Origin of the sequence: Tunturiibacter gelidiferens, from assembly GCF_013410115.1 — a bacterium.
GTDB classification, from domain to species: Bacteria; Acidobacteriota; Terriglobia; order Terriglobales; family Acidobacteriaceae; genus Edaphobacter; species Edaphobacter gelidiferens.
This window is the reverse complement of sequence record NZ_JACCCV010000002.1, coordinates 44670-63587: the sequence shown is the minus strand read 5'-3', so window position 1 is coordinate 63587 and position 18918 is coordinate 44670. Positions and strand designations below refer to the sequence as shown.

The window sequence follows — 18918 nt, the reverse complement described above, 5'->3', positions numbered from 1 at the left end:
CCTTTGTGAAGCTGAGAGAAAGTTTGCGTTCTAAGGAGACCCTTGCATGGTTGGAGTAAGTTTTTTGGCGATGGCCGTTCAGCAGGTTCCCTTGACCCCTGCGGTTGTCGACGGTGGCGATGGACGGATTTATCTGTGGGTGGCTCTGGGGGTTGGTGTGCTGGCTCTGGTTGCGGCGCTGATGCTGGCGCGGGCGGTGATTGCATCCGATACGGGGACGCCGGAGATGCGGGCGATCTCGGATGCGATTCGGGAGGGTGCAGAGGCATTTTTGCGGCGGCAGTACAAGACGATTGGGTCGATTGCGCTGGTACTGGCGGTGGTGGTGTTTGTGGGGTATCGGCTGTCGCCGAGGACTTCGCCGTATGCGCTGAAGACGGTGGTGAGCTTTCTGGTGGGCGCGGTGTGCTCTGGGCTGGCAGGATTCACGGGGATGTACTGCTCGATCCGGGCGAACATCCGGACGGCTTCGGCGGCGAGAACGAGTTTGAACAAGGCGTTACAGATGGCGCTGCGTGGAGGGGCGGTGACAGGGCTGGTGGTGGTTGCGCTGTCGCTGCTTGGTGTTGGGGTGCTGTTCCTGTTCTTTGGCGGCCTGGAGCATCCGCAGGCGGTTCCGTATCAGCTGGTGGGGTTTGGGTTCGGAGCGTCGCTGGTGGCGCTGTTCGCGCAGCTTGGCGGCGGGATCTATACGAAGGCTGCGGATGTGGGCGCGGACCTGGTGGGTAAGGTGGAGGCGGGGATTCCCGAGGATGATCCGCGAAACCCGGCTGTGATTGCGGACCTGGTGGGCGATAACGTGGGCGACTGCGCGGGTCGAGGTGCGGACTTGTTCGAGTCCACTGCGGCGGAGAATGTGGGTGCGATGATTCTTGGTGCGGCCCTTTATCCCGTGTTTGGAGTGAAGGGGATTTTGTTTCCGCTGATCGTGCATGCGATCAATTTAATTGCGAGCATCGTCGGCGTGTTTGTGGTGAAGACGCGTGAGGATGAGGATCCGATGCACGCGCTGAATAAGGGATTCTATGTGACCTCAGCGCTGGCGCTGGCCGGGTTTGCGGGTGCGGTTTATACGATGTTGAATGGGCCGCAGGTGCAGCCGCTTTGGTTGCTGGGGTGCGGTGTGATTGGGCTGGTGACGGCGTTTCTGTTTGTGTGGATTACGGAGTACTACACGGAGGCGATCTATCGCCCAGTGAAGTCGATCGTTGAAGCTTCGGTGACGGGGCCGGCGACGAACATCATCAGCGGGCTGGCGGTGGGGATGGAGACGCCGGCGATGCCTGTGGTGGTGATCTCGGCGGCGCTGCTGCTGAGCTACTACTTCGGCGTGCAGGGATTGGCGGGAGTGGCGGGGATCAGCGACTATGCCAAGGGGATCTACGGGACGGCGATTGCCACGATGGGGATGCTGAGCTGCGCGGCTTACATTCTTGCGATGGATACGTTTGGGCCGATTACGGATAATGCGGGCGGGATCATCGAGATGTCGAATCAGCCGCATGAGATTCGTGACCGGACGGACAAGCTGGACTCGGCGGGGAATACGACGAAGGCGCTGACGAAGGGATATGCGATCGGGTCGGCTTCGCTGGCGGCGTTTCTTTTGTTCTCTGCTTATCTGGAGGAGATTAAGACAATTGTAACCGATAAGGTTGCACTTGCCGGCGGGTATATGCCGGTGGGGTGGAGCTTTACGAATATCAACCTGGCGCAGGTGCCGGTGTTTGTGGGCGCGCTGCTGGGTGCGATGTTGACGTATCTGTTTAGCTCGCTGGCGATCAAGGCGGTGGGACGAACGGCGCAGATGGTGGTGAAGGATGTGCGGGATCAGTTCAAGGAGAATCCCGGGATTATGCTGGGGACCTCGAAGCCGAACTATGCGCGGTGCGTGAACATCGTGACTGGCGCGGCATTGAAGGAGATGGTGGTGCCTGGGTTACTGGCGGTTGGTTTGCCGGTGGCGGTGGGTTTGATCTTCAGGCACTTGAGCTCGAGCTATCAGGCCAGTTCTGCGTTGTATGCGCCGGGGGCGATTCTGCCGGTGCCTGCGATTGGCGGAGTGCCGGTGAATCTGGCTGGAGCTGAGGCTGTGGCTGGATTGCTGATGGTCGGAACGATCTCTGGCGTGCTGCTGGCGATGCTGATGAACAACGGCGGCGGTGCGTGGGATAACGCGAAGAAGTTTATCGAGACGGGACAGTATGGCGGCAAGAAGTCGGAGGCGCATAAGGCGGCGGTTGTGGGAGATACGGTGGGTGATCCTTTCAAGGACACGGCTGGGCCCAGCTTGCATGTGCTGATTAAGTTGCTGGCCACGATTACGCTGGTGCTTGCGCCGTTGTTTGTTTAGCGATGAGGATGCATGAAGATGGGTGGCCTTCGGGCTGCCCATTTTTGTGGATTGCCGGCTTGTCGCCGGGTAGCTGGAAAGCGCTGCGAAGGGGAGCCAAGAGCGACGGGTTCCCGGTACAATCTGTGACGGTAGTGATAATGAGCTGCGGCTTTTCGATGTAAAGGATGGGTGTATGGCAAGACAGTCTGGATCGGGTGTGCAGGAGAGCAAGAAGTCGGCGGGAAATGTGGCGGAGAGCTTGCTGACGCGCGAGCAGTTGGTGGAGTTTTATCGGTTGATGTATCTGTCGCGGCGTACCGATGATCGCGAGATTGTTTTGAAGCGACAGCAGAAGATTTTTTTTCAGATCTCCTGCGCGGGGCATGAGGCGTTGCTGGTTGCTGCAGGGATGGCGCTGAAGCCCGGGTATGACTGGTTCTTTCCCTACTATCGGGATCGGGCGATCTGCCTGGCGTTGGGCAATACGGTGGAGGAGCAGCTGCTGCAGGCGGTGGGTGCGGCGGACGATACGGCGAGCGGCGGAAGACAGATGCCTTCGCACTGGTCGAGCAGGAAGTTGAATATTGTTTCGCCGTCTTCGTCGACGGCTACGCAGTGCCTGCATGCGGTGGGTTGTGCGGAGGCGGGGAGATTCTTCACGAAGCATCCTGAGGCCGCGAAGAAGCATGACGGGGACTATCGCGAATTCAAGGATGTGACGTTTCATGGCGATGAAGTGGTTTATGTCTCGATCGGCGAGGGGTCGACGAGCCAGGGAGAGTTCTGGGAGTCGTTGAATACGGCTTCGAATGGGAAGCTGCCGGTGTTGTATGTGGTCGAGGACAATGGGTATGCGATCTCGACCCCGGTGGAGGTGAATACGCCGGGGGGGAATATCTCGAAGCTTGTGGCGAACTTTCCGAACTTCCACTTTGCGGAGATCGATGGGACCGATCCCATTGCGAGTTACAAGGCGATGGTGGAGGCGGTGGCTTATTGCCGTTCGGGCAAGGGGCCCGCGCTGGTGCATGGACATGTGATTCGGCCCTACTCACACTCGTTGAGTGATGATGAGAGGCTTTACCGGTCGGTGGAGGAGTTGGATGCGGATGCTGCGCGGGACCCGATCTCGAGGATGCAGATGTGGCTGCTGCGGGAGGGGATCCTGGATGCTGACGGGATCAACAAGCTGGAGCGGCAGGTAGATGAAGAGGTGCAGCGGGCGGCGGATCGCGCGGTGATGGCGACTCTGCCGACGGTGGCTTCGATTACGAAGCATGTTTACTCGGAGGATCTGAGTTCGCAGGATGCGCGGTTTGCGACCGAGCCAAAGCCGACCGCTGATGCGACGGAGCGGACGATGGCGGACTTGATCAATTGTTGCCTGAAGGACGAGATGCGGCGGGATGAGCGGGTGGTGGTGTTTGGCGAAGATGTGGCCGATGCTACTCGCGATGGGGCGCTGCGTGCGGGAAAGATCAAGGGCAAGGGTGGTGTGTTCAAGCTGACGGCAGGGCTGCAGACGGAGTTTGGCAGTGATCGGTGCTGGAACTCGCCGCTGGCTGAGGCGAATATCACGGGCCGCGCGATTGGGATGGCGGTGCGCGGGATGAAGCCGGTGGTGGAGATTCAGTTCTTCGACTACATCTGGCCGGCGATGCATCAGATGCGCAATGAACTATCGCTGGTGCGGTGGCGGTCAAATGGGGACTTCAACTGCCCGCTGGTGATGCGGGTGCCTATCGGTGGATATCTGACGGGTGGGTCGATCTATCATTCGCAGTCGGGCGAGAGCATTTTTACGCATACGCCGGGAGTGCGAGTGGTGATGCCGTCGAATGCGCTGGATGCGCTGGGGTTGTTGCGGACAGCGATTCGGTGCGACGATCCGGTGTTGTTTCTGGAGCACAAGCGGCTGTATCGCGAGACGTTTGGGCGGGCGGCTTATCCTGGGCCGGACTACTGCATTCCGTTTGGGAAGGCGAAGATTGTGCGGCCGGGGAAGGATCTGACGGTGCTGACGTATGGCGCGGTGGTGCCTCGTGCGCTGCAGGCGGCGCAGAAGCTGCATCGCGATAGTGGTGTGGATGTGGAGCTGATCGATCTGCGGAGTTTGACTCCTTACGACTGGGAGGCGATTGCGGAGAGCGTGAGGAAGACCAGCCGCGTGATTGTGGCGCATGAGGATATGTTGAGCTGGGGGTACGGGGCGGAGATCGCGGCGCGGATTGGGGATGAGCTGTTTCATGATCTCGATGCCCCGGTGAGACGTGTTGCGGCGATGGATACGTTTGTGGCGTATCAGCCGCTGCTGGAGGATGCGATTTTGCCGCAGCCGGAGGATTTATATCGCGCGATGGCGGAGTTGGCGGCGTTCTAAACGCGGCCGAAAAAGGACGTCCTGCCGGACGGACCCGCTACGCGCGGGGCGGTCACTTCGTGACGTGTCTACCGGTCGTGGCTGGAGGTGGTGCGTGGGTCTTCCCGTTGGTCAGAAGTAAGGCTTGGATGGGTGTGCGCGGATTTCGCAACTGATGCGCTGGTTTGGTGTCTCCTATTGCAGGTGTAAATCTGCGGTTGGTTGCGCTGTTTGTTTTTTCGGCGCTTAGTGAGGAGTGGCGATGCGATCTGGACAGAGAGCCGGAGTTCTTATCGGTGGGGTTAGGGTTTTAGTTTCGGGTGTTTTGTGTGTGTTGATGGTGGAGCAGCCGATGGTGGCGGCGGCTTTGACGAAGAAAGCGGTGGCGCCATCGGTGCAGCAGATTCAGAGTGATCAGCGGGTACTGCATGCGCTGAATCGGTTTACGTTTGGGCCACGGCCGGGGGATGTGGCGGCGGTGCGGGCGATTGGGGTGAAGGCGTGGTTTGAGCGGCAGCTGAATCCGCAGAGTATCGACGACTCGGCGCTGGAGGAGCGACTGAGTGCGTTTCCTGCGATGAGGATGGAGCAGGCGGAACTGATGCAGCGGTATCCGAGTCCTGCTGTGTTGCGGCAGATGATTGCGAAGAATGAGCCGCTGCCGGGTGATCCTGTGGAGCACGCGATCTATGCGGATCAGATTGCGTTTTATAAGGCGGCGAAGGCTAAGAAAGAGGCGGAGCAGGCTGCTGCCGCTAAGAACGGTGGGGGCGAGGATGGGATGGCCACGGCGAGTGATGGCTCGATGGCGAAGAGTGCGGAGGAGATGAAGAGCAGTGCGGCGCTGCCAGGGGATGGGGTTGATCCGGCGACACCGGCGATGGCTACGCATGAGGAGCAGTTTTACTCGGGGTTGGATGCGGTGCGGGTGATCAATCTGCCTCCGGACCAGAGGATGCAGCGAATTCTGTCGATGCCGCCGGAGGAGTTGGTGCGCTTTCGCAAAAGCCTGAGCAGGAGTGAGCTGCTTGCGGCGGCGGATGATCTGTCTCCGATGCAGCGGGAGACGCTGGCTGCGCTGCAGGGTTCGCCGAGGATGATTGGAGCCGAGCTGCTGGAATCGCGGATGCTGCGAGATATCTACAGCGAGCGGCAGCTGGAGGCGGTGATGACCGACTTCTGGCTGAATCACTTCAACGTGTATATCAAGAAAAATCAGAATGAACCGTTTTTGCTGCCGGCCTATGAGCGTGATGTGATTCGGCCGCATGCGCTGGGGAAGTTCGAAGACCTGCTGGTGGCGACGGCGAAGAGCCCGGCGATGCTGATGTATCTGGATAACTGGCAGAGCATCGGGCCGGATTCTGTGGCGGCGAGGAATGGCGGGAGGTTTGCGAAGTTTGCGCAAAATCCGCAGGTGAAGCAGGCGCTGAAGGATCGCGGGTTGAATGAGAACTATGCGCGGGAGTTGATGGAGCTGCACACGTTGGGAGTGCAGTGCGAGGTGAGCGCGGATCGTCCGGTGAGCATGCTGGACAAGGCGTGCGGGCGCGGGTATACGCAGCAGGACGTGACGCAGGTGGCGGAGGTGCTGACGGGATGGACGATCGATCAGCCAGCGCGGAGTGGTGCGTATCGGTTTGAGGAGCGGCGGCATGAGCCGGGTACGAAGACTGTTCTGGGGAAGAAGATCGGGGAGCATGGCGAGGCCGAGGGGCTGGAGGTGCTGCGTATGCTGGCGACCAGTCCGGCGACGGCACAGTTTATCTCGATGAAGCTGGCGGTGCGGTTTGTGAGCGACACGCCTCCGCCGGCGCTGGTGGACAGGATGGCGAACGCTTTTGTCGCGAGCGGGGGAGATATCAAAACGGTGCTGCGGACGATGTTCGATTCGCCTGAGTTCTGGTCGCCGGAGGTTTACCGGGCGAAGGTGAAGACGCCGGAGGAGTTTGTGGTGTCTGCCGTGCGGGCGAGCGGGGCCGAGGTGACGACGGCGATTCCGTTGTTCCAGGCGCTGGAGAAGCTGGGGATGCCGATGTATGGGATGCAGACTCCGAATGGTTATAGTTGGATGGCAGAGCCGTGGGTGAACTCGGGTGATCTGGTGAACCGACTGAATTTTGCAGTGTCGTTGAGTAATGACCGCATCGGGGGAGTGCAGACGGATTGGACGCGGTTGCTGGGAGAGCCTGGAGCGGCGCAGAGTTCGGGAGCGGGCGATTCGGCTGCAGAAAAAGAGAGGAAGCTGGAGGCGGTGCTTCTTGGTCAGGCGGTGAGCGACCGTACCCGCGAGACGGTGCTGGCGCAGTTTCAGGATCAGACGACCCAGCAGCAGGCAGAGAAGAGCTTTGGGATACGGGCGAACGAACAGGAACCGATGGCGCAGGTGTTGAATATCTCTTCGCCGAAGCAACGGGTGAGGCCGCCACTGGACCGCGAGGCAGCTGGGATGGCGGGACTGCTGCTTGGATCGCCGGAGTTTCAGCGGCGGTAGGCTGATTGCTCACGAAACGGCGGTCTCTTTGAGTGAAAACGAGATTGTGCAACTTCCTGACGGCAATCGCGTTTGTAAATGCAGAGATGTGGAGAGCGCAGTTGATCTGCGAAAGCAAGGACAAAGCAGATTCCTTCCCCTTCGGCTTCGCTCAGGATGCGGAATGACAAACAAAAGTACAGACAAAAGAAGACAACGGCTTTAGATAGGGGTCTAAGATGGCGAACATGAAGAATATGGCGGATCAGAGCGATTGGGGTTGCGATCTTCATGGGCGGGATCGAGCGCGGCGTGGGGTGACTCGGCGCGGGTTTATGAAGGGTGGGGCGCTGGCGCTGATCGGGACTTCGACGATTCCGGCGTTCCTGTCGCGAAGCGTTTTGGCCGAGGTGACGACGGCGGCGGCAAATAAGAAGAAGCTGGTGGTTCTGTTTCAACGGGGCGCGGCGGATGGGTTGAACGTCGTGGTTCCCTACAAGGAGAAGAACTATTATGCGATGCGGCCTTCGATTGCGATTCAGGAGAAGGACGTTCTGGATCTGAATGGATTTTTTGGGCTGCATCCGGCGATGTCGGCGTTCAAACCGCTTTATGAGCAGGGGCATCTGGCGATTGTTCATGCGGCGGGGTCGCCCGATACGACGCGGTCACACTTTGACGCGCAGGATTATATGGAGAGCGGGACGCCGGGGGTGAAGGTTACGTCGGATGGATGGTTGAATCGCGCGTTGCAGGCGGAGATTATGACGGGAAAGCCTACGGCGTTTCGCGCGGTGGCGCTTGGAACGCAGGTGCCGCGGACGTTGCAAGGTAAGGTGCCGGCTATCGCGGTGAGTAATCTGGCGGATTTTTCCGTGGCTGGGAAGGGACCGCAGACTTCGCAGATCAGCAACGCGTTTCAGGCGATGTACGACAAGAGCTCGGATGCGGTGCTGCATGGGACGGGGCAGGAGACGTTCGAGGCGGTGAAGATGTTGAAGTCGGCGGACCCGGCGAAGTATCAACCGGCGGCGGGGGTGGTGTATCCGAACACGCCGTTCGCCAACAGCATGAAGCAGGTGGCGCAGTTGATGAAGGCGAACCTCGGGGTGGAGGCTGCGTTCTCGGATGTTGGCGGTTGGGATACGCACCAGAATCAGGGGAGTGTGAATGGGCAGCTGGCGAATCGGCTGAAGGAGTTTTCGGACACGATTGCGGCGTTCTGGAAGGACATGGGAGACGATGCCGAGAATGTGACGCTGGTGACGATGTCGGAGTTTGGAAGGACGGCGCGGCAGAACGGCACGGGTGGTACCGACCATGGGCATGCGAACGTGATGTTTGTGCTGGGCGGCAGGGTGCGGGGCGGCAAGGTGTACGGCAAGTGGCCCGGGCTGGCGAATGAACAGCTGAACGAGGGGAGGGATCTGACGGTGACGACAGACTTCCGACGCGTCCTGGGCGAGGCGGCCTATAAGACTTTAGGGGTGAGGAATCTTGAGCTGGTGTTTCCGGGAGCTCGTGTGAATCCGAGCGAGTTTTTGAACTTCTCTCAGGGGTAACGGGACTCCAGGGTTGCGGATATATCTAGTGTGTCACTCTTCTGTTTATGGAATGTAAAAATCAACAAAATACAAAATAGTGGAAAAAGAACGGCAACTTTTCTTTAGATACTGCGTCTTATTGGATGTAACACACGACAGTCGGGCTTGCAGTTCCCACAGTTCCGGCTTCCCATATCCGCAACAAAAGAACTCCCCACCACAATGTAAGGCTCCCAGAATACCGGGAGCCTTCTCTCCGTTTGGGCAACTGTTTCTGACCTCATGAAGGCGTTTCAGTTGTAAGTGTTTCCGCTAGGCGAGGCCGATCTTGCGGTCGAGGGCCATGGCTCCCGCTCCGTAGAAGAGCAGCATGATGGCCAGGACGGCCAGGGCGAGGATGTAGTTGTAGAAGTCGAAGCCCTGATGGATGCCGACGGTGACGAAGGCTACCAGCATGTTGATTGCGACCAGAGCTGCGGTGAGGCGGGTGAGAAGACCCAGGATGAGGAGGATGCCGCCGATGAACTCGGTGTAGGCCGAGACGTATCCGAGCCAGTAGGGCAGGCCGAGGGTGGTGACGTAGTGGGCGTAGTGGTGCAGGGCGCTGAGAGGCAGGACCTTGTGGTAGCCGTAGACCGCCATGGAGACGCCGAGAATGAGGCGCATGAGGAGCGCGCCGGTGGGCTGCAGGCTGTTAAGCCATTTCGTCATAAAGATCCCTTTCAAAAATGGTATCGCGGAGGCGACGAGGGTGTGAGGGGATCTTAGTGGGTGGGTGCCGGGGAAGGTACGAGTTGTTGGGTTGGGGCGGGCGGGAGGTATTGGTCGAGAAAGCGGGCGAGGCTCTGGCTGTAGAGTGCGTCGGCGGGTGACGGGAGTTCTACGGTGAGTTTGGGATCGGCGGCGGTGCGAAAGCTTTGGTCGGGTGGGGCGGCGCGGGTGAGGAGAAGCTTGGGAGTTCTGAGGGCGGAGAGCGGTGCGGCGAGGGGGAAGTGCTCGTGAAAGATGAGGCGGACTGGAAGGAGGCGGGCGCGGGGGTCGTGTTGGGCTAGTTCGAGGAGGTCGGCGCGTGGAGAGTCAAGGATGAGGGCGGGAATGGTGTTGTGAGATGCGGCGAGCTGGGTGGCGAGGGAGGCTCCTACGCCGGTTCCGTAGGGAATGATCTGTTGCGGTGGGAGGGCGCGGGAGGTGGTGAGGTATTGCCAGGCGGAGTCGACGTCGTGGGTCATGTTTTGCTGGCTGGGGCGGGTTGCGGCGCTTTGGCCGTAGCCGCGGTAGTCGAAGGCGAAGACGTTGAGGCCGAGGTTGTGGAGGCTGGCGAGGGTGGGGATGGAGTCGGCCAGGGAGCCGTCGGCGCCGGGCAGGAAGAGGATGGTGGCGTGGGCATAGCGGGCTCCGGGTGAGGAGGGGATCCACCAGCCGGTGAGCTGTGGGGTGGCGGATTCGTCGGGGCCGAAGTGGATGAGTTCGTAAGGGATGCCTGCTATAGAGGTTGGTGCGGCGGAGGTGCGGATTGGGTGGAGGACGAGCTGCCACTGACCCTGGTAGAAGAGGAGGCAGAGGGTGAGATAGCCGCAGACGAGCGCCGCGATGATGGTTAAGGCGATGGCTTTGACGAGCCAGAGGGGGCTTACGACTTCAGGCTGGGCGTTGGTTGGCTGGGTGCGCTTGCTGGACTTCGGAGTGGGGCGGGGCATGAGTCGGGCTTCTGTATCGACTTTAGCATTCGAGGTGGAGGTGGTGAGTCGTTTGGGAAGCCCGAGCCTCTAAGATGTAGTTGGCGGAGGATTCGAGTGGCGCAGTGGGTGAGGTTGTGCGGGATGGCGGAGGCTCCGCCAGCGGGACGGGTGATGGAGGCAGAGGTAGAGGGTGTCGCGGTTTGCCTGGCGAATGTGAATGGAGAGTTGTCGGCACTGGATAACGTTTGTCCTCATCGGCAGGGGCCGCTGGGGCAGGGCTGGATCGAGGGCGAGGCGGTGGTTTGTCCGTGGCACTCGTGGGCTTTCAACGTGAAGACGGGGCTGGCGGAGTATCCGGCGCATGAGCGGGTGGAGGTGTTTCCGCTGCGGGTGGAGGGCGAAGACGTTCTGGTGGATATCGAATAACGGACCGATTGGGGAATCAAGGTCGGAACCTCGCTTCGATTGAGGAAAAATATGTCCCTTACCTACTGGAGGACGGGTTACGCTGCCACTTAGCTACACACCATTCGAAAGAGTGGCTAATCGAGAGGGAGTTTGTCATGAAGCTGCGTTCGTTATTTCTTGCTGTAGTTGCCTTCGTCGTTCTTGCCGGTGCGGTAGTACCTGCTAACGCGTCTACCTATCATCATCATCGTCACCATCATCATCACCACCACAGCTAGAGTTTGAACAGAATGTGAAAGGGCTCGGCGATTGTGCCGAGCCCTTTTTGCGTGCGAAGGGATTTGCCTGCGATCGGCGTTTTGCAGCGCGAATGCTGATAGAATCTATTAAATCCACTCCAGGCAGGAGAGGCAATGCAGGCAATACTGGCGCTAGAAGATGGGCGCGTTTTTCGGGGTAAGAGTTTTGGCGCGCGGGCGGAATGCTCGGGCGAGGTGGTCTTCAATACATCACTGACCGGCTATCAAGAGATCTTTACCGATCCTTCCTATGCGGGTCAGATCGTGGTTCTTACAAATCCACATATTGGGAACTATGGGACGACGCCGAGCGATGCGGAGTCGAAGAAGCCGTTCATCGAAGGATTGGTGACGCGCGAGTTTTCGCCGATGAGTTCGAACTGGCGTTCGACGCAGGTGGCGGATGAGTATCTCGAGCGCTATGGCGTGCCGGTGATTGCGGAGATTGATACGCGTGCGGTGGTGCGTCATCTGCGGGCCAATGGCGTGATGCGCGGGGTGATTGCTTCGGGGGAGAATCTCGATGTGGATTCCCTGGTTGCGAAGGCGCGAGCGATCAAGAAGATGGAAGGAACCGATCTCGCAAGCGTCGTGAGCACGAAGGTAGCTTATGAGTGGGATGCGAATGAGCCGAAGAATCAGACAGGCGATACGTTGCTGACTGCGGCACTCGGTGAAGACGCGAAGCAGATGCATGTGGTCGCGTATGACTTCGGGATCAAAGAGAATATTCTGCGGATGCTGACGCGGGAGAACTGCCGCGTGACGGTGGTTCCGGCGAAGACTTCGGCGGCGGATGTGCTGGCCATGAAGCCGGATGGGGTGTTCTTCTCGAATGGGCCGGGGGATCCGGAGCCGTTGGAGTATGCGGTTGAGAATGTGAAGCAGCTGCAGGGGAAGGCACCGATCTTCGGGATCTGCCTTGGCCACCAGATCTTTGGGCTGGCGCTGGGCGGTACGACCTACAAGCTGAAGTTCGGGCACCACGGCGGAAACCACCCGATCATGAATCATCAGACGGGGAAGGTTGAGATTACCGCGCAGAACCATAACTTCGCTGTCGATCCGAAGTCTCTGGATGAGAAGACGGTGGAGAAGACGCATACGAATCTGAACGATCAGACACTGGCTGGTTTGAAGCATAAAACGGACCCGATGTTCAGTGTGCAGTACCATCCGGAGGCTAGTCCGGGGCCGCACGACTCGCATTATCTCTTCAAGGATTTCCGGAAGATGATGGAAGAGTGGAAGAAGTAGATGATTTTGCGAGGTGGCACTTTTCTCATGGTGCTGCTTCTGTTTTCTTCTTCTGTTTTTGGAGTCAAGAGAAAGACAAAAGCTGTGTACTGCACCCGCGCGATGAACGGCGCGTGGAGCTTGCAGCGGTTTCAGCCACTGATCAATCCAAGGGCTGGGACAGTGTTTGCGGAGCTTTCCTTTGCGGGAACCGTGCTCGAAGCGGCTCGATTGCGGCAGTTTTATCCGGATCATGAAGTTGTCTTTGATTACAAGTTCGACAGCGCTGGGAAGCTGACCGCGTTGCTTGGAAGTGTGGAGATGTGGGGCCAGTGGCTGGGCGAGGCTAATCTTTACCCAGAAGCCGATGGAACGGTTGGAAGTTTTCACGTGAAGTACTACAAGCCGGATTCGCGGGATTTGATCAGCCATCCGGATGACGCCGAGGAGTATGCGGCAGAGTTGAGTCATGTACCGATTTACAGAACTATCGAATCGTTGCCTTGTGGCGGTTCGTTGCAAGAAGCGGAGAAGATGAATGCCACGCAGGAATGACATTGCGAAGATTTTGGTGATCGGCTCGGGGCCGATTGTGATTGGTCAATCGGCGGAGTTCGATTACTCGGGGACTCAGGCTTGTAAGGCGCTGAAGGCCGAGGGCTATGAGGTCGTGCTGGTGAACTCGAATCCCGCGTCGATCATGACCGATCCTGAGGTTGCGGATAGAACCTATATTGAACCGCTAAATGCCGCTTATCTCGAAGAGATTCTCCGCGTTGAGAAGGAGATGCTGGACCGGGATGGTCTTGGGGGCAAAGGAAAATTTGCTGTGCTGCCTACGGTGGGTGGGCAGACGGCGCTGAATCTTGCGGTGGATCTGGCGGACTCCGGTGTGCTGGATAAGCTGGGGATTGAGCTGATCGGCGCGAAGCTAGAGGCGATCAAGAAGGCTGAGGACCGGCTGCTGTTCAAGGACGCGATGACGAAGATCGGGCTGGATATGCCGCGGTCTGCGCTGATCAACAATATTCGCGATGGGTTGGAGTTTGCGACGAAGATTGGATTTCCGGTGGTGATTCGGCCTTCGTTTACGCTGGGCGGTTCGGGCGGTGGAATTGCTTACAACCGCGAAGAGTTGATGGAGATTCTTTCGCGCGGGCTCGATCTTTCGCCGGTGCATGAGTGTTTGCTTGAAGAGAGCGTGCTCGGATGGAAGGAGTATGAGCTGGAGGTGGTGCGGGATCTGAAGGATAACGTCATCATTATTTGCTCGATTGAGAACTTCGATCCGATGGGTGTGCATACGGGTGACTCGATTACTGTTGCTCCGGCGCAGACGCTGACGGATCGCGAGTACCAGGCGATGCGGGATGCGGCGATTCGCGTGATTCGCGAGATTGGTGTGGAGACGGGCGGGAGCAATGTGCAGTTTGCGGTGAATCCGCTGAACGGGCGCATGACGGTGATTGAGATGAATCCGCGGGTGTCGCGTTCGTCGGCGCTGGCGAGTAAGGCGACGGGTTTTCCGATTGCGAAGATTGCGGCGCGGTTGGCGGTCGGGTACACGCTCGATGAGATTCAGAATGACATTACGAAGGCAACGCCTGCCTGTTTTGAGCCGACGATTGACTATGTCGTGGTGAAGATTCCGAAGTGGCAGTTTGAGAAGTTTCCTGGCGCGGATGAGGTGCTGGGGCCGCAGATGAAGTCGGTTGGCGAGGTGATGGCGATCGGCAGGACCTTCAAGGAAGCGATGATGAAGGCGGTGCGGTCGCTGGAGACGGGTAAGAAGGCGACGGCGGATGAGATTGAGCCGCGGCGGTTGACGCAGCGTTTGGTGACTCCACATCCGGAACGATTGAACTATATTCGGTACGCGTTTGAGCGGGGGATGACGGTGCGCGAGGTTGCACGCATGACCTCGATGGACCCGTGGTTCCTGTATCAGATGAAGCAGATTACGGATGAGATCAAGGCGGTTGGCGGAGTGCCGATGGCGGAGGTGACGGCGGAGCAACTGCGGGCGGCGAAGCGGATGGGGATCTCGGATGAGAGGTTGGCGGCTAGCTGGGGTTTGACCGGCGCTGAAGGAACGGCGGCTGTGCGGGCGTTGCGGAAGAAGCTGAACGTGGTGCCGGTGTACAAGATGGTGGATACGTGCGCGGGTGAGTTTGAGAGCTACACGCCTTATCTGTACAGCTGCTATGACGAGGAAGATGAAGCGGCGCCGACGAAGAAGAAGAAGATTCTGATTCTGGGGAGTGGGCCGAATCGTATCGGGCAGGGAATTGAGTTCGATTACTGCTGCTGCCATGCGGCGTTTGCGCTGCGTGAGGATGGTTACGAGACCATCATGGTGAACTGCAATCCGGAGACGGTGTCGACCGACTATGACACGAGCGACCGGCTGTACTTCGAGCCGCTGACTTTGGAGGATGTGCTTGGGGTGTATGAGCACGAGGCTTCTTCGGGTGCGGAGATCGGGATGATCGTGCAGTTTGGCGGTCAGACGCCGCTGAATCTTTCGCTGCCGCTGAAGAAGGCTGGTGTTCCTATTATTGGGACGTCGCCGGAGTCGATTGATCTAGCGGAAGACCGAAAACGGTTTGGAAAACTGATTGAAGAGTTGAAGATTCCACAGCCTGAGGGCGCGATGGCGACGAGCGTGGAAGAGGCTGTGGCTGGCGCGAATCGTGTGGGTTATCCGGTGCTGGTGCGGCCTTCGTATGTTCTGGGTGGACGCGCGATGGTGATCGCGTACGACGATGAGGCAGTTGTGCGGTATATGTCGACGGCGATCGAGTACTCGCAGGAGCGGCCGGTGTTGATCGACCACTTCCTGGAAGACGCAGTCGAGTGCGATGTGGATGCGCTGTGCGATGGCGACGATGTGGTGATCGCTGGGATCATGCAGCACATCGAAGAGGCGGGGATTCACTCGGGCGACTCGTCCTGCGTGCTGCCTGCGGTTGATCTGAGCGATGACGTGCTGCGGATGATTCGCGAGTACACGCGCAAGCTGGCGATGGCGTTGAGCGTGCGCGGGCTGGTGAATATTCAGTTTGCGATTCAGCGCGGGATTGTTTACGTGATTGAGGTGAACCCTCGGGCTTCGCGGACGGTGCCTTATGTTTCGAAGGCGACGGGGATTCCGCTGGCGAAGATTGCTTCGCGGATTATGGTGGGACGGAAGTTGAAGGAGTTGTTGCCGGAGCAGACAGCCAGTGGTAAGGATCTGGAGACGGGCTCGCATTACTTTGTGAAGTCGCCGGTGTTTCCGTGGGGCAAGTTCCCGGGCGTGGATACGGTGCTTGGACCGGAGATGAAGTCTACGGGCGAGGTGATGGGGGTTGCGGATAACTTTGGCGAGGCGTTTGCGAAGGCGCAGATCGCCGCGGGGCAGGTGCTTCCGTTGCAGGGGACGGTGTTTCTGAGCGTCAATGATCACGATAAGGAAGGCGCAGTGTTGCTGGCGCGGGATTTTGTGGAGATGGGATTTCACCTGGTAGCTACGCATGGCACGGCTCTTGTGCTGGAACAGGCTGGGCTGCAGCCGGAGCGCGTCTACAAGGTGAAGGAGGGTCGGCCGAATGTGGTTGACCTGATCAAGGGAGATCGGATTCAGCTGATCGTGAACACGCCGCATGGGCAGGATACGTTCTTTGATGAGAAGGCGATTCGGCGCGCGGCGGTGATGGCGAGGATCCCGACGATTACGACGCTGGCAGCGGCACGGGCAGCGGCCGAGGGGATCTCCGCGTTGCAGGACGGTACCTTGAGTGTTGTGGCGTTGCAGACGCTTCACGCGAACAGGATTGCGGGCGAGGTCAAAGCGGTTGCGGTGGTCGACTAGAAGATATCAGGTGGGTTAGTAGGGCTCGCGGGCGATCTTTGCGCCGATGGCGTAGCTGATCATTGACAGGGGGAGCCAGGTGCCGATGAGGAGGCCGTCCCCACCCATGAGCCCGCTGCCATGGCGGAAGGTGAAGAAGGTGCGCCAGAGCTTTTCCACTGCTCCGCAGCCTTCGCAGAGACCTTTGCCGGTGGGCAGGTCGAGCACCCAGACACATACGATGGAGAAGATGACCAGACCTGAGATCCAGGTGTAGGGCGCGATGTCGTTTTGCAGGAGGCGAGTGACGATCGCTCCGCCGAAGAGGGGGATCAGGGCGGCCAGAATGGTGGCGAGCACTTTGGGAGTCGCTGAGTCTGGGTCTGGGTGGTTGAGCGAGATGACTACTATGACGATGGCGAGCATGAGGACGGCGATGAGGGTGTGGGTGAGAAACCAGGAGGCTTCGCGGCCAAGGTCGCCGAGAGATTTGCCCTGCGAGATGTCTCGTCCGTTGGTCATAGGTATCAAAAGGTTAGATTACTGCAATGGGGTTTCGTCGAGACGGCCCGTGGTTACGTCTTTCGGGGTATGGGGCACGGCTTCGCATGGTTTGGGCATTCGCTCTTAGAATAGAGAGATGCTGCTTGATGGGCTTCAACTACCGCTGACTACACCGTTCTATCCCGACGGACGCCTTAATCTCCATAAGCTGGAACACAATGTGTCTCGCTACTCGAAGACGCCTGCCGCCGGGCTTGTTGCGCTGTGTGATGCAGGGGAGCCGACTCTGCTGTCGGAAGAGGAGACACGACATGTGTTGCGGACTGTTGTTGCGGCAGCTGCGGCAGAGAAGGTGCTGATTGCAGGTGTGTCGCGCGATAGCGTGGTGGGAACGCTGGAGTTGGCGGAGTCCGCTGCTGAGTTTGGATATGATGTTGTGCTGGTGAAGCGGCCTTTGATGCTTCGGGGTACTGGAGAACGGACGAAGGAACTGATGAGCTATTTCCAGGCGGTGGGCGACCGGTCGGCGCTGCCGGTTGTGTTGTATTGCCCGGCGTCAGATGAGGGCTCTGTGTTGCCGGCGGAGGTTGTGATCGAGCTGGCGGGACATTCGAAGGTACTCGGGATGGTGGATGGTTTGGGCGACCGCGAGCGGATGGAGGCGATTAAGACGGGAACTGCGAGGTACAAGCGGGACGTGACGGTGACGGGGGTGTTCGCGGCCGTGACTGGGAGGATGCAGAGTCGAAGTGAAGGCGCCGAGGCAAAAGATTTGATTTTGGCGACTGCATTGACGGACGGGGGAGCTGCTGTGGCGACGCCGTCGAAGACTGTGGCGAAGACGCGAACGAAGGTGGTGGGATTTCAAGTATTGGCTGGAAGGACTGATGGGATGTTTGAAGGCCTGAAGAGTGGCGCAGTGGGAGCGATGCCGGCGTTTGCGGCGGCGGCTCCGCAGGCCTGCTATGAGGTGCTGGCGGCGTGGAAGGATGGGGATGAAGGGTTGGCACAGGAGAAGCAGATGAGGTTGCAGGATGTGGCGGCAAGGATAGAGAAACAGATGGGGGTTGGAGGCATCAAGTTTGGGTGTGATTTGAATGGGTACTTCGGAGGGAGGCCGCGTCTGCCTTGGCTACCGCTTAGCGGGGAAGCACGGGCCGAGATTGAGGCTCTGATGCAGGGGATACGTAACTGAGGCTTAGTGCTTGGGTGTGACGGGGATGCCCATGCCGCTGAGTTTGCTGCGAGCCTGCATCGACTCCGGCGCATTGGGGAAGCGTTGGATGAGGGCGCGGAGCTCGCGGGTGCCGGCTTCGTTCTCCTTGAGATTGAAGAGGGCGATGCCTTTGTGAAGGTGGGAGGCGGGGACCTTGTTGCTGTCGGGATACTGCTCGAGGACGGCATCGTAGGACTTGATGGCGGCGGGGTAGCGGCCGTCGCGGAAGTCGATCTCCGCCTGGTAGTAAAAGGAGTTTCCTGAGAGGGGATTGTCGGGGTAGTACTTGACGACGTCGCCGAACTCAGAGGATGCGAGGGGGTACTTGGCGGCCATGTAGTCGCCGAGGGCGGTCTTGTAGAGCTCGTCGGCGGGAGGGACGGCGGGACCGGGAGTGTCGGCTGCCTGGGGGATGTTTGCCGAGGGTTTGCCTTTTCTCACGATGGGGGCCGGGCCCGTTGGAGGCGCGGTTGTGATCGGTGCGGAGTTCGAGGGTTGGGGGGCCGCTGAGCCTGTCGGCTGCGGCATTCCGGCGCTCATGGACTGCTGCTGGCTCTGGACATCCTGCATGAGCTTCTGGAGGGTTGCGATGCGTGCCTTGATCTCGTCGACGGAGTCGTTGAGGGATTGAATCTGGCCGGAGACCTGGTCGACCTTTCCGCCTTGCGCCTCCTGCTGGGTCTGTAGCTGCTTGCGCATTGCGTCGACGTTTGCACCCATCTTGTTGATGGAGTCGGCGCTTTGTTGGATGAGGTCTTTCATGACGCCCATGCGCTCATCGTTGGACTGCTGAAGCCGGGCTACCGCGTCCTGCAGCTCCTGAATCTGGGTCTGCAGCTGCACCATGTCTTTGCTTACGGCGAAGGCTGGGGCGGAGGAGAATAGGATGACCGCGAGGAGAGCGGCTAATGGAATCGTCGGGATGGCAAATTTACGGTGAACGGGTTGAATTGGTTTGATCATGTCAGAGGCACTCGGCTTTCTGTCTTCCATCGACCCTCAGCGTGGTGGGCCGCGCGAGGAACTAAAAAGA

The 18918-nt window shown here is 59.1% G+C and carries 13 protein-coding genes; 9 read left to right on the top strand and 4 right to left on the bottom strand.

Annotated features, from left to right (window positions below):
- The first annotated feature begins 46 nt into the window (after nucleotides 1–46).
- The 4 genes from HDF12_RS12325 (at nucleotide 47) to HDF12_RS12310 (ending at nucleotide 8729) form a co-directional block, all read left to right on the top strand.
- On the top strand, nucleotides 47–2353 hold the full coding sequence (locus HDF12_RS12325) for a sodium-translocating pyrophosphatase (RefSeq protein ID WP_257025634.1): 2307 nt from the start codon (nucleotides 47–49) through the stop codon (nucleotides 2351–2353).
- Nucleotides 2354–2528: 175 nt separating this feature from the next.
- Nucleotides 2529–4715 (top strand): alpha-ketoacid dehydrogenase subunit alpha/beta, encoded by a 2187-nt coding sequence (locus HDF12_RS12320; RefSeq protein WP_179583822.1) that lies wholly within the window; start codon nucleotides 2529–2531, stop codon nucleotides 4713–4715.
- Nucleotides 4716–4956: 241 nt separating this feature from the next.
- Nucleotides 4957–7188, top strand: a complete 2232-nt coding sequence (locus HDF12_RS12315) for a DUF1800 domain-containing protein (RefSeq protein WP_257025633.1) — start codon at nucleotides 4957–4959, stop codon at nucleotides 7186–7188.
- Nucleotides 7189–7406: 218 nt separating this feature from the next.
- Complete coding sequence (locus HDF12_RS12310) at nucleotides 7407–8729, top strand: DUF1501 domain-containing protein (protein WP_179583820.1); 1323 nt, start codon at nucleotides 7407–7409, stop codon at nucleotides 8727–8729.
- A gap of 294 nt (nucleotides 8730–9023) precedes the next feature.
- On the opposite strand, the gene HDF12_RS12305 is transcribed toward HDF12_RS12310, so the two are convergent.
- Nucleotides 9024–9422 carry a DoxX family protein gene (locus tag HDF12_RS12305; protein WP_179583818.1) on the bottom strand — a complete coding sequence of 133 codons (399 nt, stop codon included), beginning with the start codon at nucleotides 9420–9422 and terminating at the stop codon, nucleotides 9024–9026.
- A gap of 53 nt (nucleotides 9423–9475) precedes the next feature.
- Nucleotides 9476–10408, bottom strand: coding sequence for an alpha/beta hydrolase (locus HDF12_RS12300; RefSeq protein WP_179583816.1), 933 nt, complete (start codon nucleotides 10406–10408; stop codon nucleotides 9476–9478).
- A gap of 96 nt (nucleotides 10409–10504) precedes the next feature.
- Here HDF12_RS12300 and HDF12_RS12295 point away from each other — a divergent pair, with 96 nt between their 5' ends.
- From HDF12_RS12295 to carB, 4 genes are all read left to right on the top strand, one after another.
- Nucleotides 10505–10816: a Rieske (2Fe-2S) protein gene (locus tag HDF12_RS12295; RefSeq protein WP_179583814.1), complete on the top strand. Its 312-nt coding sequence runs from the start codon at nucleotides 10505–10507 to the stop codon at nucleotides 10814–10816.
- A 395-nt stretch (nucleotides 10817–11211) separates the two neighbouring features.
- Nucleotides 11212–12354, top strand: coding sequence for a glutamine-hydrolyzing carbamoyl-phosphate synthase small subunit (gene carA, locus HDF12_RS12290; RefSeq protein WP_179583805.1), 1143 nt, complete (start codon nucleotides 11212–11214; stop codon nucleotides 12352–12354).
- On the top strand, nucleotides 12355–12888 hold the full coding sequence (locus tag HDF12_RS12285) for a hypothetical protein (RefSeq protein WP_179583797.1): 534 nt from the start codon (nucleotides 12355–12357) through the stop codon (nucleotides 12886–12888).
- Complete coding sequence (gene carB, locus HDF12_RS12280) at nucleotides 12872–16186, top strand: carbamoyl-phosphate synthase large subunit (RefSeq protein WP_179583795.1); 3315 nt, start codon at nucleotides 12872–12874, stop codon at nucleotides 16184–16186. Before HDF12_RS12285 ends, carB begins: the two co-directional genes overlap by 17 nt.
- Before the next feature lie 15 nt (nucleotides 16187–16201).
- Here the strand turns inward: carB and HDF12_RS12275 are convergent, their stop codons facing one another.
- Entirely contained in the window at nucleotides 16202–16687 is a 486-nt protein-coding gene (locus HDF12_RS12275; RefSeq protein WP_179583784.1) for a hypothetical protein, read from the bottom strand.
- A gap of 118 nt (nucleotides 16688–16805) precedes the next feature.
- Here HDF12_RS12275 and HDF12_RS12270 point away from each other — a divergent pair, with 118 nt between their 5' ends.
- Complete coding sequence (locus tag HDF12_RS12270; RefSeq protein WP_179583782.1) at nucleotides 16806–17864, top strand: dihydrodipicolinate synthase family protein; 1059 nt, start codon at nucleotides 16806–16808, stop codon at nucleotides 17862–17864.
- Between the two features lie 3 nt (nucleotides 17865–17867).
- On the opposite strand, the gene HDF12_RS12265 is transcribed toward HDF12_RS12270, so the two are convergent.
- Nucleotides 17868–18878, bottom strand: a complete 1011-nt coding sequence (locus HDF12_RS12265) for a tetratricopeptide repeat protein (RefSeq protein WP_257025632.1) — start codon at nucleotides 18876–18878, stop codon at nucleotides 17868–17870.
- Between the last annotated feature and the right edge of the window lie 40 nt (nucleotides 18879–18918).